Raw genomic sequence first — 15,516 nt, forward strand, 5'->3', positions numbered from 1 at the left:
TGAAATGTCGTTTTTTTAAGCTGAAGTGTAGCATTTTAGAAGAATTTTGTTTTTGAAATCGTAATACAGAACAAGAGATTGACGTAAGAATCTTGAAATCAGAAAAACGCATCACATCAACCCTTAAAACTTGATATAATGCGCTTTATTATGAAAAGTTCTAGTAAATTCTTTATAAAATCAACTTCCAGCAGCCTTTTCACTTTTTATTAATAAGTTCTTTCTTCACCTTGGCTAGTCAAGATAACAGGTCCATCTTTCGTAATGACAAATTGGTGTTCATACTGACATGACAATCCACCATCAATGGTCTTATGCGCCCAACCAGTCTTCATATCTGTATCAATTTCCCAGTCACCTGTATTGATCATTGGTTCAATGGTTAAGACCATTCCTTCACGAAGACGGAGTCCACGACCAGCAATACCATAGTTAGGAACCATTGGCTCTTCGTGCATGGTTGGGCCAACACCATGACCAACCAAATCACGCACTACACCGTATCCACGACTTTCAGCATATTCTTGAATAGCTGCTCCAATATCACCAATACGGTTCCCAACAACGGCTTGCTCTATCCCCTTATACATGGCTTCTTTAGTTACATCCATCAGATTTTTCACTTCTTCGGACGGTGTACCAACAGCATAAGCCCAACAAGAGTCTGCTAGGCCACCAGAATAGCTCTGAGTGTATTTTTTCATTTGTTCAACATTGTTGAAGTTTAATTTTGAGACATTCAGGTCAGATTTCGCAATTGGACCTCCCAAAACCATATCAACTTTGAGCAAATCACCATCTTTCAAGATATAGTGACGAGGGAAAGCATGAGCCACTTCATCATTAAGAGAGCAACAGGTAGCATAAGGATAGTCCATCATGGCACCATCAACCCCAATCTGAAGTGGAAGGAAATTCTCTTCCTTGCAACGACGTCGGACATACTCTTCAACTTCCCACATATCTACGCCTGGCTTAATCAAATCACGTAAGCCGATATGAATACTTGCTAGAAAATCACCAGCCTTGTCCATAGCTTCGATTTCACGAGCTGATTTTAATGTTATCATTTTTTCTCCTAGTTTCTAATTAATTTTAACAGTCACATTTGCTTTTGAAACAATCTGATGACCATGATAAATATCGTAATCAATAATAGCTGATCGTCTAGTATGATGGATGATGCGTGCTTGAATGCGCAGTATATCATCTATCTGAACTGCTTGCAAAAAGTAGATCAACATCTGCTCAATAATGAGATTTCGACCACTATTCACAACTAAATCTTGAGTCATGTGGGTCAGAATTTCTGCCAATACACCATTAGCCAAAACACCGTTCTTCTCTAGCATAAAGGGTTCCACTGTAATCACTACTTCATCATGGTGGTAAGAAAGTTTTTGACCAATTTGCTCAGAAAAAGTAGGTAGAGCAGAAACTTGGGAACGACTCATCTTCTCCATGACATCTCGTCGTGTCACAACTCCAAGCAAGGTTTGATTATTCCGAACAACTGGTACCATTTCAAAGTCTTCTGCAATCATCCGTTGACTCACATTGGCAATATTTGTTGATAATCCAACCAAAAATAGGCTACGAGACATGACCTTATCAATTGTCGTGCTTGGTGATTTATCACCAGCATCTCTCATAGTTACAACTCCAACAACAACCTGATGTTGATTAATAACAGGGAAACGGCTGCTACGATTCTTACGAACCAAGTCCAAATAATCTTTGACTGTGTCGGTTTCTCTCAGAAAACCATACTCATGACTTGGGCGATAAAGTTTCTCAACTGTCAGAATATCAGTCTTGATTTGTACATTTGACAGGGCTTTATTGATCATAGTCGCAATGGTAAAAGTGTCATTCCTGCTTCTCAGAACAGGAATCCCTTTTTGATTGGCCAGTTTAAGCACATCATCATGAACCTGAAATCCACCTGTAACCAGGACTGCATTTTCATTTTCCAATGCTAACAATTGAATACGAGTCCGATCTCCGACAATCAAAAGTCCCCCATCATGAAGGTAAGACAAAATATTTTGCTCAGTCATGGCACCGATTGAGAACTTACTAAATTCTCTCTCTAAACCTTCTTGACCAGCCAGAACCTCAGAAGAAGTCACTTCAGCAATTTCAGCAAAAGTTAATCTCTCTATAGCAACTTTCTGAGATTTAACACGGATAGTACCACTTCTTGGGCGAGTCTCTACAATTCCACGGTTTTCAGCTTCCTTGATAGCGCGATAGGCCGTTCCATCACTGACTCCCAGATGGTTGGAAATACTACGAACACTGACCCTTTTACCTACTGGTAATTCCTCCAAATAGCTTAGAATTTCCTGATGCTTACTCATTGAATTCTCCTTTTACATACCGAAATTCAAGATAATCCCGCATTTTTCTTGTATAGCGATCACTTCCTTTAAACTGACGTGACAAACGAAATCCAGCCTTAAGAGCAACTCTTTGGCTAGCTTCATTTTCAAGATGGGTAATTATGGATAATTGTTTTAAGCCAAATTCCTCAAAAGAAAGCTGACAAATTTTTCTAACAACCTCTGTCATAAATCCTTGCGACCAAGCATCTTTTCTCAAAAAATAGCCAAGTTCAGCTTCTTTTTTGATTTCATCTAACTTCTCAAATTTAATAGAACCAATCATTTGTTGATTTTTCTGGTCACAAATTGCCCACACTCCCAAAGGGGACTTCATAAAGTAATTGGCCAGTGCATATTGACTTTCTTCCAGACTTGCCTGAGTTGGGAAAATAAATTGTAAATTTTCTGGATTTGAAGCTATCTCATGGAAATCCTGACTATCACTAAAAAAGAAAGGACGCAAATACAAGCGATCCGTTTCAAAAAAAGAAAACATTGCTAATTTGGTCCAAATATTCATAAACACCTCTACGGTTTATTCTTCAACAAGTGTAATATCCGCTCCTAGATTACGTAATTTTTCAATAATATCTGAATAACCACGTAAGATGAACTCAATATTTGTAATTTCAGTTTTGCCTTCAGCCATTAAACCAGCAATGACAAGTGCGGCCCCAGCTCTAAGGTCAGTAGCTTTTACATTTGCACCACGCAAAACACGTCCACCAGTATATAAAATATGGTCGTTTGTAGTCGTAATATCTGCGTCCATCTTTGCTAGTTCAAAAACATGGTTTACTCGTTTTTCATAAATGGTATCAATAATGGTACCACGCCCCTCTGCTGTTAATAGAAGAGGAGTAATTGGTTGTTGCAAGTCAGTAGCAAAACCAGGATAAGGAGCTGTCTTAATATTGATTGCTTTCAAATTAGACTGTTCTTCGACAAAAATACTGTCCTCCGATACAGTCATTCTCACTCCCATTTCTTCCAACTTAGCGATGAATCCTTCTAAGTGTTCATAAAGAACATTATTAATACGAATTCCCTTACCGACTGCAGCAGCTAAAGAAATATATGTTCCTGCTTCAATACGGTCTGGAATCACCTGATGACGGGTTCCGTGTAATCTGTCAACACCATCAATAATGATAATATTGGTTCCAGCACCACGGATATGAGCACCCATATTATTTAAGAGAGTGGCAACATCAATAATCTCAGGTTCTCGGGCTGCATTTTCAATAATAGTACGACCATTTGCTTTAACCGCAGCAATCATCGTATTAATCGTCGCACCGACACTAACCGTATCCATGTAAATACTTGCGCCGTGAAGTCCTGTATCTTTAGCAGATAACTTCATGTTATCACCCTCGTAGCTAACAGTAGCTCCCATAGCTTCAAAAGCCTTAAGATGTAGATCAATAGGGCGAGGTCCCAAATCACATCCACCAGGTAAACCAACAGTAGCTTCACCAAAGCGACCTAAAAGACTTCCATAAAAATAATAAGATGCACGAAGACTATTGATTTTCCCATAAGGCATTGGAATATTTTGAACACCTCTTGGATCAATCTCTAACACATCGTCATAACGCTTAACAGTAGCCCCCATTAACTCCATAATTTCGACAAGACTAGCAACATCGGAAATATCTGGAACACAATCCAAAGTCACCACATCATCTGCCAAAATAATAGCTGGAATCAAAGCTACTACACTATTTTTTGCGCCACTAATGGTAATCTCACCTTGCAGAGGCAAGCCACCATTGATAACAATTTTTCTCATTTTAAATTTTTAATACTCTTTCAAAATTTCTAAAAAGGTCCTACGTTAAAGTATATCATAAATTCACCCTTTTTTCCATCATTTTCAATTATATTAGTTGAATCGTATTTATTAGTAAATGAGCTGTCTTGAAATGTTTTGCCCCCTAAATACAAAAATAGCCCTTCGGATAAAATCCGAGGGGCTAGAAACGTTGTTAAATCAACGGCCGAACTTTTGAATTTCAAGGTTCGGGATAAAATAGTTCACTGAACTATTTTATTTTTTAAGGTTGTAGAATGATTTCAATCCACGGTATTCTGCTACTTCACCAAGTTGGTCTTCGATGCGAAGCAATTGGTTGTATTTAGCGATACGGTCTGTACGTGAAAGTGAACCAGTCTTGATTTGTCCTGCGTTAGTTGCAACTGCGATGTCAGCGATTGTTGAATCTTCAGTTTCACCTGAACGGTGTGATACAACGGCAGTGTAACCAGCTTCTTTCGCCATTTCGATAGCGTCAAATGTTTCAGTAAGAGTACCGATTTGGTTAACTTTGATAAGGATTGAGTTAGCAGCACCTTCTGCAATACCTTTTTCAAGGTAAGAAGTGTTTGTTACGAAGAAGTCGTCACCAACCAATTGAACTTTACCACCAAGACGTTCAGTAAGAGCTTTCCAACCGTCCCAGTCGTTTTCATCCATACCATCTTCAATAGTGATGATTGGGTATTTGTTTACCAATTCTTCAAGGTAGTCGATTTGTTCTGCAGCAGTACGTACAGCAGCGCCTTCACCTTCAAATTTAGTGTAGTCGTATACTTTACGTTCTTTATCGTAGAATTCTGATGAAGCACAGTCAAATCCGATAAATACGTCTTTACCTGGAACATATCCAGCAGCTTCGATAGCAGCAAGGATAGTTTCAACTCCGTCTTCAGTTCCTTCAAAACGAGGAGCGAATCCACCTTCGTCACCTACGGCTGTTTCCAAACCACGAGATTTAAGGATTTTCTTAAGAGCGTGGAAGATTTCAGCACCCCAACGAAGAGCTTCTTTGAATGATGGCGCACCAGCAGGTACGATCATGAATTCTTGGAAAGCGATTGGAGCGTCAGAGTGAGAACCACCGTTGATGATGTTCATCATTGGAGTTGGAAGAACTTTAGTGTTGAATCCACCAAGGTAGCTGTAAAGTGGGATTTCAAGGTAGTCAGCAGCAGCACGAGCTACAGCGATAGACACACCAAGGATTGCGTTAGCACCCAATTTACCTTTGTTAGGAGTACCGTCAAGTGCGATCATAGCACGGTCGATAGCTTGTTGGTCACGTACATCGTAGCCGATGATAGCTTCAGCAATGATGTTGTTTACGTTGTCAACAGCTTTTTGTGTACCAAGACCACCGTAACGAGATTTGTCACCGTCGCGAAGTTCAACTGCTTCGTGTTCACCAGTAGAAGCTCCTGATGGAACCATACCACGTCCGAAAGCACCTGATTCAGTGTAAACTTCTACTTCAAGTGTTGGGTTACCGCGTGAGTCTAGGACTTCGCGAGCGTAAACATCAGTAATAATTGACATTTTTTACTCTCCTTATGAGTTAAATTTTTTACACCTCTATAATACCTTAAAACCCCTCCTTTTTCAAGAAAAAACGTTATCTTTGTGCAAATTTTCCTTAACTTTATAAAGTAATCGCTTTCTTTTGTCTGTTTTATTCTAACTTTTATGATATACTGTTTTCATGACAGATTTATCAAAACAATTACTTGAAAAAGCTCATGGTGGACCAAAATTAAATCCAGATGAGCAAAGACGCTATCTTGGCACTTTTGAGGAAAGAGTTCTTGGATATGCAGATATTGACACAGCAAATAGCCCTCAGTTAGAAAAAGGCTTTTTATCTATTTTAGAAAATCTTCAGGAAAAAGCAGAACCACTATTTGTGAAGATTTCACCAAATATCGAATTTGACAAACAAGTTTTCTACTTAAAAGAAGCAAAAGAAACTGATAGTCAAGCTACCATTGTATCTGAAGAGCATACTTCTTCTCCTTTTGGCCTTATTATCCACACCAATGCACCAGTTCAAGTAGAAGAAAAGAACCTTCGACTTGCTTTTGCAAAACTTTGGAAAGTTAAAAAGGAAGAACCAGCCAAAACATCCTTCTGGAAGAAATGGTTTGGCTAAATATTGCGCATATTTAATAAATGCCCAATATTGTTAGCCGTGCGCTCCAGATAGAGACTGGCATTTTTCAAACTATCTTCTAAAGGTTCGCTTTTCTCTAAAATAGAAAAGGTAGCTTGGATATTTTCAAATGGTAGTGAAGGTAAATCTTCAGCGAGACTACCGCAAATAGCAATAACAGGAACTCCGACAGGGGTTCTTTTTGCTACCCCTATCGGCGCTTTCCCTGCTAAACTTTGACGATCTAGCCTTCCTTCTCCAACAATAACCAAGTCAGCATCTGAAACTTTCTTATCAAAGTCAATCAAATCTAAACAAGTGTCAATTCCAGATACGATACTTGCTTGAGCAAAGGCACACAAACCGCCAGCAATGCCTCCACCAGCTCCTGCTCCTTTAATTTCCAATGTTACAGGTGAGGCTTTTTCATAAAAATCTTGGATTGCCTGATCTACGACTGCAAACATAGTAGGATGTAAACCTTTTTGTTTGCCAAAAGTGTAAGTCGCACCTTGATAACCACATAAGGGACTCGCGACATCTGCTAAAATACGGATTTGAACACCTTCAGGAATTTCATAGCGATTTTCTGTTGACATAGAAGCTAAGTTTAATAAGGACTGACCGCAAGCGGGCAAGACATTTCCATCCCTATCATAAAATCGATAACCTAAACCAGCAGTGATCCCAATTCCTCCGTCATTACTGGCCGTGCCACCAACGCCGATATAGATTTCTTTAATCCCTTGAGCAATGAGATGACGAATCAACTCTCCAATACCACAAGTTTGGATTTGAAGTGGATTTCGTTTCTCTAGCGGAATTTTTCCAAGGCCAACCAAGTCGGCAACTTCAAATAGTGCCAGTTGACTTTTTTGAAAATAGCGCATGGCTTCTTTTTGTCCAAAAGGTCCTGTAACTTGGATCCATTTTTCTTCAAGGTCAAGAGAATGTCGAATGGAATCTACAGTGCCTTCTCCCCCATCCCCAACAGGGCAGAGGAGACAGTCTACATCTGCTATCGATTGTTGGAAGCCTCTTTTTATTGCTTCAGCTACCTGTTGAGCGGACAAGCTTTCCTTAAACGAATCTGGTGCAATTACAATCTTCATATTTTCCCTCATTCTAAACAGTCAATCAAGGGAAGAACTTCTAAAAAATCCCTCTTGTCAACATGGTTTGGTATTTCTTGTTTCAGTACTTCTTTGGCACAAAAAGCAATTCCCAGTCCTGCTGACTTCAACATTAATAAGTCATTGGCCCCGTCACCGATTGCAACAGTTCTTTCTTGAGGAAGTTTTAGTTCCTCTCTCCATTTTTCCAGAGTCTCTTTTTTGACCTCAGGACTTATAATTTGTCCAATCAATTTTCCAGTTAAAAGACCATCTTTGACTTCAAGTTGGTTGGCAGAGAAATGGGCAATTCCAAGTGATTTTGCTAATCTATCAACTATTGGTATAAATCCACCGGACACCAGACCAACTAGGATTCCATTCTTTTGGAGAATAGAGATAAATTTCTGTGCATTTGGCGATAGATGAATAGAGTTGAATACTGTATCAAAGACCGAATCAGGGAGGCCTTTTAACAAAGCTACTCTCTCTCGTAAACTCGTTTCAAAGTCTAACTCTCCTCTCATTGCCCGACTTGTAATCAGCGAAATTTCCTCCTCACGACCTGCCTCTCTTCCCAAAAGATCAATTACTTCTTCTAGGAGTAAGGTGCCGTCAACATCCATAACACACAAACCTTTTACTTGAGACATCAGTTCTCCTCTCTAAACAGCCCAAAAATCGTATGAAGTCATCATACGATTTTATCTATTAATTAACTAAACTATGGTACAACTCAAGGTATGACCTGCAGGCTGTATCCCACGAGAAATCACACTCCATAGCTTGTTTTTGTAGGTTTCTCCAAACATCAGGATGGTTTCTATACAAGTCCAAAGCTGTTTGGAAAGTCCAATTTAACCAGTAAGGAGATAAATTGTCAAAGCTAAAGCCAGTACCGCTTCCTTCGATTGGATTGAAGGCTTTAACGGTATCTCGCAAGCCACCAACTTCATGGACCAATGGCAAGGTTCCGTAACGCATAGCCATCATCTGAGACAAACCACACGGTTCAAAACGACTCGGCATGAGGAAGAGGTCGCAAGCAGCGTAGATTTCTTGAGCAAGTTTGACATCAAAAGTGATATTTGCTGATAGCTTGTCTGGGTAAATCTGAGCAAACCACGAGAAAGCTCCTTCAAAGGCTGGATCTCCAGTTCCCAAAAGAACAATCTGAACATCATTTTGCAAGATATGGTGAAGACTTTCCACCACCACATCAAAACCTTTTTGACGTGTCAAACGAGAAACAATTCCCACCAGAGGAACGTCAGCTCTAACTGGCAAGCCAACTCTTTCTTGCAATTTTGCCTTGTTTTGGGCTTTACCAGACAAATCGTCCTGATTAAAATGATAATCTAAAAGAGCATCCGTCTGAGGATTATAAAGGTCAGCATCAATCCCATTCACGATACCAGACACCTTGCCAGACTCCATTCGAAGAATCTGATCCAAGTTACATCCGAACTGACTGGTCATAATTTCATGAGCATAACTAGGTGAAACGGTTGAAACACGGTCCGCATAGAGAATACCTGCCTTCATCCAATTCAGACAGTTGTTCCAGCGAAGGGTGCCATCAGCGTAACGTTCAAAGCCGACTCCAAACAAATCCCATAACATTCCTTCTGAAAATTGTCCCTGGAATTCTAAATTATGAATGGTTAAAACTGTTTTAATGCCCTCATAGGCTTGAATCCAACGGTATTTTTCCTTCAACAAGAAAGGAATCATAGCTGTATGGTAGTCATGAACATGGAGAAGTTCAGGAATAAAGTCAATCCTTTCCATAGCCTCAATGGCAGCCAGTTGGAAAAAGGCAAAGCGTTCTCCGTCGTCAAAATCACCGTAAACATGACCACGGAAGAAATAATATTGGTTGTCAATAAAGTAGAAGGTTACACCGTTTAAAACGGTTTTCTTAATTCCACAATACTGTCTGCGCCAACCAACACTCACCTCAAAATGAAGAACATTTTCAATCTGATTTCCAAATTTAGCCTCTACCATGTCATAGTAGGGTAAAATCACTGCAACTTCATGTCCCGCTTTTACTAGTGATTTGGGAAGAGCGCCAATGACGTCTCCCAAACCACCTGTTTTTGAAAAGGGTGCACCCTCTGCTGCTACAAATAAAATTTTCATGAATGAATATCCTCTGTTACTTTAGCACCTTTCTTAACGACGACTGGATGTTCTGCAGTTCCACGGATCACAACTCCATCCGCAACTTCAACACCCTTGTCCAAGATAGCATATTCTACCTGAGCTCCTTCTCCAATAACAACACGAGGGAATAAGATGCTATCTTTAACCAAGCTATCCTTATGGACATGAATATTACGTGATAAAACAGAATTAGCCACTTGACCTTCAATAATACTACCAGAGGCAAACTGAGAAGTGCTTACCTTGGATGTATTAGCATAATAAGTTGGCTCTTCGTTTTTGACCTTTGTATAAATCTTTTGATTTGGTGAGAAGAGAGAGTAGAATTTTTGTGATTCAAGCATATCTTTGTTAGCTTTGTAATAAGACTCTACAGAGTGAATGTTGGCTAGGTAGCCTGTGTACTCGTAGGCAAAAGCCCCTTCTTTTGCAGCCAAATCCCGTAAAACATAGCGCAACTTCTCTGGATGTTCTTTTTTAGCTTCTTCTTCCAAGCGTTCTATCAACCAAGGTGTATCAACGACAAAGATATCTGTAGACATGTTATAGATTTGATCTGGTAACTTGCTATCAAAGAGTTTATGAGAACGAACATGGTCTGTTTCATCCACTTCCAAGATTGCGTTTACTTCTGAAATGTCTTTCTTAGATAGTTTTTTATAAACTACAGTGATAGGCTCTTTTGTTGTACTATGTAGATGGAAAACTTGGTTCAAATCAATATTAATCAAAACATCACAGTTAAGTGAAACTGTTTGGTTTGAGCCAGAACGTTTCAAATAAGTAAGAAGCTGTTGGTAGTATTCTTTTCCAACTGTACTACTTTCCACACGGGTATTGTAAATACCTAGATAGTAGTGGCTAAGAAGAGTTGACAATCCCCACTCACGACCAGAACGGATATGGTCAAAGACTGAGCTAATATTATCTTGTTGGAAAATACCAAAGATACTACGGACACCAGCATTAGCAAGACTTGAAAGTGGGAAGTCGATCAAGCGATATTTACCACCGAAAGGCAAACTAGCCACTGGACGATGGTCTGTCAGTGTTGACATATCATGAAAACCAACTGTGTTTCCTAAAATGGCAGAATATTTATCAATCTTCATCTGTTGCTACCCCCACTACTTCATCATATCCTACAACCTGTACTTCTTCTGTCCCATCAATTTCGACACCATCAGAAATAACTGCACCTTCACCAATAATGGCACGTTTGATTTTAGCTCCCTGACCGACAATTGCACCACTCATGATAACTGAATCTACTACTTCTGCCCCTTCGCGAACTTGCGCACCTGTTGAGAGGATAGAATGTTTAACAGTTCCATCTACGAAACAGCCATCGACAACCAAGGAATCTTCCACATGAGCATTTGCCCCAAGGAAGTTTGGTGGTGAAATTAAGTTTCTTGAGTAAATCTTCCATTGACGGTTACGGCTATCTAAGGCATTTTCTGGAGAAATATACTCCATGTTCGCTTCCCAAAGAGACTCAATTGTACCAACGTCTTTCCAGTAACCATTAAATTCATAGGCATAGACACTTTCACCTGACTCAAGGTAGTTTGGAATAACATTTTTACCGAAGTCTGACATATCGACTTTGCTCTTTTCAGCAACAATAAGCATATTGCGGAGACGTTGCCAATCAAAGATATAGATTCCCATAGAAGCTTTGGTAGATTTAGGTTGAGCTGGTTTTTCTTCAAATTCAACAATACGATTGTTTGCATCTGTATTCATGATACCAAAACGGCTAGCTTCCTTAAGAGGAACATCAAGAACTGCTACTGTCAAACTAGCATTATTATCCTTGTGAGACTGGAGCATATCATCATAATCCATTTTGTAGATATGGTCCCCAGATAGAATCAAAACATACTCAGGGTTTACACTGTCGATATAATCAATATTTTGGTAAATGGCGTGGCTAGTCCCCTCAAACCAACGATTTCCTTCACTTGCAGAATAAGGTTGAAGAATAGAGACACCAGAATTGATACCATCTAGTCCCCAGCTTGAACCATTACCAATATGGTTATTGAGAGCAAGTGGTTGGTACTGTGTAATGACTCCAACATTGTTGATGCCTGAGTTGGCACAGTTTGAAAGAGCAAAGTCAATGATACGGTAGCGCCCACCAAATTGCACAGCTGGTTTTGCGATGCTTTGAGTAAGTTTACCGAGACGAGTTCCTTGCCCACCAGCAAGAATCAAAGCTAACATTTCATTCTTCATTTTCTACTCCTTTTTGGTTTTTACTTGTGACGGTTTTAGTAGGTTTCAAGCGACGTTTGATTTTCCAAACACTTGCTCCCATAGCCGGTAGGGTAAAGGTCAAGGTCTGCTCATAATCTTTCCATAGCCCTTCTTGCGTTTGCACAGTTTGATTATGTTCTTTCCAAACGCCTCCCCACTCTTCTAACTCAGTATTCCAGACTTCTTCGTAAATCCCTGCAACAGGAAGTCCGATTGTAAAATCTTTTCGTTCAACAGGTGCCATATTAAAGATACAGACTAACATATCATCCTTCTTACCCTTACGGATGAAGGAAAGAACACTCTGGTCTCGATTATCCGCATCGATGATTTCAATACCATCATAGCTGGTATCAATTTCCCACAGACAGCGGTGGTCTTTGTAAAACTGGTTTAGCTGAGAAGTGAAATACTTCATCTTAGCATTCATTGGATCTTCTAGGTTAGACCATTCCAACTGCTCTTCAGATTTCCATTCTAGGAATTGGCCGTATTCGCTACCCATAAAGAGCAATTTCTTACCAGGGTGACAAATTTGGTAAGTGTAGAGATTACGTAAGCCTGCAAATTGATTGTAGCGATCTCCCCACATCTTGTGCATCATACTCTTCTTGCCATGAACCACTTCATCGTGCGAGAATGGTAGGAGATAGTTTTCATTGAAAACATACATAAAGCTGAAAGTCACCAGATTAAAGTCATATTTACGGTAAATCGGATCTTCTTCGTAGAATCGGAGGATATCATTCATCCAGCCCATATTCCACTTGTAGTCAAATCCTAGACCATCTGAATCCTTAGTGTCAGTAATCTGAGTAGCTGATGAACTTTCTTCTGCAATCATCATCACATCTGGATGAGCTAGTTTAATCACATTATTTAAGCGTTGAAGGAAATAATAGCCTTCATAGTTGAGATTGCCACCATCTTTATTAGGTGTCCATGGAGCATCATCGTAGTCAAGATAGAGCATATTGCTAACGGCATCTACGCGAATACCATCTAGATGGTAAAAGTCAATCCAAAACTTGATACTAGAAATCAAAAAGGACTGGACTTCATTCTTTCCAAGGTCAAAATTGAGAGCTCCCCAACCGTAGTTATGAGCCTTATTATGGTCTTGGTATTCAAAAGTCGGTGTTCCATCATAATAGGCCAAGGCATCATCATTGATAGTAAAGTGACCAGGTACCCAGTCTACAATAACGCCTATATTGTTTAAGTGACATTCCTCAACAAAATCTTGAAATTCTTCAGGACGACCATAGGCATGCTCTAGAGCAAAGTAACCCATAAGCTGATAGCCCCAACTCAAACCTAGTGGGTGAGACATCAGGGGCATAAACTCAATGTGAGTATAATTCATCTCAACCAAGTAAGGAATAAGTTCATCTTTCAATTGAGCAAAACTATAGGGGCTGCCATCCGGATTTCTCTTCCAAGAGCCAGCATGAGCCTCATAAATATTGACAGGACGCTCTTCAAAGCTCAAGCGTTTTCTACGGGCTAGCCAGAGGCCATCCTTCCATTTCTTTTCTGGAATATCTGTTAAAATAGCCCCAGTACCAGGTCGTGCCTCATATCGAACAGCCAAAGGGTCAATCTTCATCAGTTGATGACCATTTGCACGCGTGATATGGTACTTATAAATTTGGCCTTCTTGAGCAAGACTGGTAAAGACTTCCCAGACTCCAAATTCATTCCGTTCCATCGGAATTTGATTTTCAACCCAATTGGTGAAATCCCCTACCAAGTGAACAGCCTGAGCATTAGGCGCCCACACACGAAAAGTATAGCCATACTCTCCATTTTTTTCTTCCCTATGAGCTCCCAGATAGTGCTGGAGGTGAAAATTTTCACCTGTCATAAAGGTTTCTAAAGCATTATTCTTATCCATACACCCTCCTATTTCTGTAAGCGTTTTCTATAGATTTATTATACTACCTTTTTAGGGAAGATTCAAGTAAATTACGGAATTTGCAAAAAAATCTTTTGAAAGTCTTCAACAAATTCACTGATGTGTTCACTTGTAAATCAAGAAATTTTCAGAAACGCTTTGAAAACGAATTGTTTTTTTATAATACTATCATAAAGTTCGTTATTTAGCTAACAAAAATATAATTTTAAGTAAAAAAATAAATCAGGAAACGAATCTCCTGATTTTACATTTCATTTCACATCAAAAACAATGGATTTGACATTTGTCATCGCTTCAATACTATATTTAATTCCTTGCACTCCAGCGCCAGAACCTTTGACACCAAGGAATGGGAAATTATCTGGACCACGCTGGGTTTTATTATTTATATGAACTGTACCCACTTCAAGTTTTTCAGCAATTTCAAATGCTTTTTTGAAATCATTTGTAAAGACTGAGGATTGAAGGCCGAATTCAGATTCGTTGGCAAAGGCAATGGCTTCCTCTACACTAGCCACACGGATAATTGGTAAAACAGGACCAAATGGCTCTTCCCATGCCACTTTGATATCTTTTGTAACTTGGTCAAAAAGCACTGGCCATAGAAGATTGCCTTCGCGTTTGATTGGTGTAAGAGCCTGAGCACCTTTTTCTTGTGCATCATCAATCAAGCCCCAAATAAAGTCTGCTGAAGCATTGTCGATAACTGGTGTGATATCAGCATTGTCGAATGGATCGCCAACTGTTAATTTAGTAACCTCTGCTTGAAGCAAAGCAGCTAGTGTATCTGCTACACTTTCGATAACAATAACACGTTTAATGGCTGTGCAACGTTGACCTGAATAGCTAAAGGCACCCGCAACAATTTGCTTGGCAGCATGTTCCAAATCTGCATCTTCTAGTACTAAGGCTGCATCTTTCCCACCAAGCTCCAACATGATTGGACGCATACCAGCTAAACGACCAATACGTTCTCCGATAGGAGTTGAACCTGTAAAGTTGATGAAGTTGACTTCTTTGTGTTCAATGATATAATCCCCAATTTCTGAACCACGACCCGTAATGGTATTGAAAACACCAGCCGGAATCCCTGCTTCTTCAAACGCTTTAGCCAACAAGAGCCCAGAAATAGAACCTTGTGTTGGTGGCTTAAACATGACTACATTCCCTGCAATCAAGGCAGGTGCAATTTTAGAAGCAGATAAATTAACTGGATAATTAAAGGGAGCGATAGCCAGCACGACACCAACTGGCTCGCGACGAACAACGGCCAATTTATTTTTACTTGCTGCTTCAAAACCGCCACCTTCCATTGCTTGTCCAGTGATACGGAGACCTTCCTCAGCAGCATAGCGAATCAAGTCTGCGGTACGCACCACTTCTCCAATAGCTGCTTTAATTCCCTTTGCCACTTCTTTGGCAAGTATAGTACCAATTTCTTCCTTATCACGTTCTAAAATAGCTGCTGTTTTGTGCAAATAAGCCGCACGTTCAACTGCTGATAAAGCTCGCCAAGCTGGCAGGGCTGCACGCGCAGCTTTCATAGCCTCATCTACTTCTGCCTGAGTCATAGCTGGAACAGTCCCTAATTCTTCTTGGTTTATTGGTGAATAAATCGTAATTTCTTTTTCAGCTGATTTCCATTTTCCATTTACTAAATTCTGATATCTTGTCAAATTCTCGTCCTCCTGAAAATG

Annotated in this window: 13 protein-coding genes; 1 reads left to right on the plus strand and 12 read right to left on the minus strand. The window is 39.8% G+C overall.

Annotation, left to right across the window (positions count from 1 at the left end; all coding sequences use genetic code 11):
* Nucleotides 1-209 precede the first annotated feature (209 nt).
* The 5 genes from SM12261_RS05170 to eno form a co-directional block, all read right to left on the minus strand.
* Nucleotides 210-1,070 (minus strand): methionyl aminopeptidase, encoded by an 861-nt coding sequence (locus tag SM12261_RS05170; RefSeq protein ID WP_000631544.1) that lies wholly within the window; start codon nt 1,068-1,070, stop codon nt 210-212.
* A gap of 15 nt (nt 1,071-1,085) precedes the next feature.
* Nucleotides 1,086-2,363: a CBS-HotDog domain-containing transcription factor SpxR gene (spxR, locus tag SM12261_RS05175; RefSeq protein ID WP_023947518.1), complete on the minus strand. Its 1,278-nt coding sequence runs from the start codon at nt 2,361-2,363 to the stop codon at nt 1,086-1,088.
* Nucleotides 2,356-2,907, minus strand: a complete 552-nt coding sequence (locus SM12261_RS05180; RefSeq protein WP_078228410.1) for a GNAT family N-acetyltransferase — start codon at nt 2,905-2,907, stop codon at nt 2,356-2,358. Before SM12261_RS05180 ends, spxR begins: the two co-directional genes overlap by 8 nt.
* Before the next feature lie 15 nt (nt 2,908-2,922).
* Nucleotides 2,923-4,182 (minus strand): UDP-N-acetylglucosamine 1-carboxyvinyltransferase, encoded by a 1,260-nt coding sequence (locus SM12261_RS05185; protein WP_020902835.1) that lies wholly within the window; start codon nt 4,180-4,182, stop codon nt 2,923-2,925.
* Between the two features lie 258 nt (nt 4,183-4,440).
* Nucleotides 4,441-5,745 (minus strand): surface-displayed alpha-enolase, encoded by a 1,305-nt coding sequence (gene eno, locus SM12261_RS05195; RefSeq protein WP_000022821.1) that lies wholly within the window; start codon nt 5,743-5,745, stop codon nt 4,441-4,443.
* 163 nt (nt 5,746-5,908) lie between these two features.
* Between eno and SM12261_RS05200 the strand changes: the two genes are divergently transcribed.
* Nucleotides 5,909-6,355 (plus strand): DUF1694 domain-containing protein, encoded by a 447-nt coding sequence (locus SM12261_RS05200; RefSeq protein WP_000131089.1) that lies wholly within the window; start codon nt 5,909-5,911, stop codon nt 6,353-6,355.
* Here the strand turns inward: SM12261_RS05200 and SM12261_RS05205 are convergent.
* The 7 genes from SM12261_RS05205 to SM12261_RS05235 form a co-directional block, all read right to left on the minus strand.
* A complete protein-coding gene (locus SM12261_RS05205) occupies nt 6,352-7,467 on the minus strand; it encodes a glycerate kinase (protein WP_000706386.1) in 1,116 nt (371 codons plus the stop codon). The genes SM12261_RS05200 and SM12261_RS05205 overlap by 4 nt on opposite strands.
* Before the next feature lie 8 nt (nt 7,468-7,475).
* Nucleotides 7,476-8,120, minus strand: a complete 645-nt coding sequence (serB, locus tag SM12261_RS05210) for a phosphoserine phosphatase SerB (protein WP_000084503.1) — start codon at nt 8,118-8,120, stop codon at nt 7,476-7,478.
* A gap of 58 nt (nt 8,121-8,178) precedes the next feature.
* Nucleotides 8,179-9,612 (minus strand): glycogen synthase GlgA, encoded by a 1,434-nt coding sequence (gene glgA, locus SM12261_RS05215; RefSeq protein ID WP_000697311.1) that lies wholly within the window; start codon nt 9,610-9,612, stop codon nt 8,179-8,181.
* Nucleotides 9,609-10,748, minus strand: coding sequence for a glucose-1-phosphate adenylyltransferase subunit GlgD (glgD, locus tag SM12261_RS05220; protein ID WP_000687028.1), 1,140 nt, complete (start codon nt 10,746-10,748; stop codon nt 9,609-9,611). Before glgD ends, glgA begins: the two co-directional genes overlap by 4 nt.
* On the minus strand, nt 10,738-11,880 hold the full coding sequence (locus SM12261_RS05225; RefSeq protein ID WP_000787285.1) for a glucose-1-phosphate adenylyltransferase: 1,143 nt from the start codon (nt 11,878-11,880) through the stop codon (nt 10,738-10,740). The genes glgD and SM12261_RS05225 overlap by 11 nt, the downstream gene beginning before the upstream one ends.
* Nucleotides 11,870-13,798 carry a 1,4-alpha-glucan branching protein GlgB gene (gene glgB, locus SM12261_RS05230; RefSeq protein ID WP_000360137.1) on the minus strand — a complete coding sequence of 643 codons (1,929 nt, stop codon included), beginning with the start codon at nt 13,796-13,798 and terminating at the stop codon, nt 11,870-11,872. The genes SM12261_RS05225 and glgB overlap by 11 nt, the downstream gene beginning before the upstream one ends.
* Nucleotides 13,799-14,070: 272 nt before the next feature.
* Complete coding sequence (locus SM12261_RS05235) at nt 14,071-15,495, minus strand: NADP-dependent glyceraldehyde-3-phosphate dehydrogenase (protein ID WP_000199366.1); 1,425 nt, start codon at nt 15,493-15,495, stop codon at nt 14,071-14,073.
* Between the last annotated feature and the right edge of the window lie 21 nt (nt 15,496-15,516).

This window comes from Streptococcus mitis NCTC 12261 (assembly GCF_000148585.2).
GTDB classification, from domain to species: Bacteria; Bacillota; Bacilli; order Lactobacillales; family Streptococcaceae; genus Streptococcus; species Streptococcus mitis.

Bases quoted from the DNA above. Each gene is read 5' to 3' on its own strand.
- SM12261_RS05170 (WP_000631544.1), bottom strand. From the start codon at position 1,070: ATGATAACATTAAAATCAGCTCGTGAAATCGAAGCTATGGACAAGGCT.
- spxR (WP_023947518.1), bottom strand. From the start codon at position 2,363: ATGAGTAAGCATCAGGAAATTCTAAGCTATTTGGAGGAATTACCAGTA.
- SM12261_RS05180 (WP_078228410.1), bottom strand. From the start codon at position 2,907: ATGAATATTTGGACCAAATTAGCAATGTTTTCTTTTTTTGAAACGGAT.
- SM12261_RS05185 (WP_020902835.1), bottom strand. From the start codon at position 4,182: ATGAGAAAAATTGTTATCAATGGTGGCTTGCCTCTGCAAGGTGAGATT.
- eno (WP_000022821.1), bottom strand. From the start codon at position 5,745: ATGTCAATTATTACTGATGTTTACGCTCGCGAAGTCCTAGACTCACGC.
- SM12261_RS05200 (WP_000131089.1), top strand. From the start codon at position 5,909: ATGACAGATTTATCAAAACAATTACTTGAAAAAGCTCATGGTGGACCA.
- SM12261_RS05205 (WP_000706386.1), bottom strand. From the start codon at position 7,467: ATGAAGATTGTAATTGCACCAGATTCGTTTAAGGAAAGCTTGTCCGCT.
- serB (WP_000084503.1), bottom strand. From the start codon at position 8,120: ATGTCTCAAGTAAAAGGTTTGTGTGTTATGGATGTTGACGGCACCTTA.
- glgA (WP_000697311.1), bottom strand. From the start codon at position 9,612: ATGAAAATTTTATTTGTAGCAGCAGAGGGTGCACCCTTTTCAAAAACA.
- glgD (WP_000687028.1), bottom strand. From the start codon at position 10,748: ATGAAGATTGATAAATATTCTGCCATTTTAGGAAACACAGTTGGTTTT.
- SM12261_RS05225 (WP_000787285.1), bottom strand. From the start codon at position 11,880: ATGAAGAATGAAATGTTAGCTTTGATTCTTGCTGGTGGGCAAGGAACT.
- glgB (WP_000360137.1), bottom strand. From the start codon at position 13,798: ATGGATAAGAATAATGCTTTAGAAACCTTTATGACAGGTGAAAATTTT.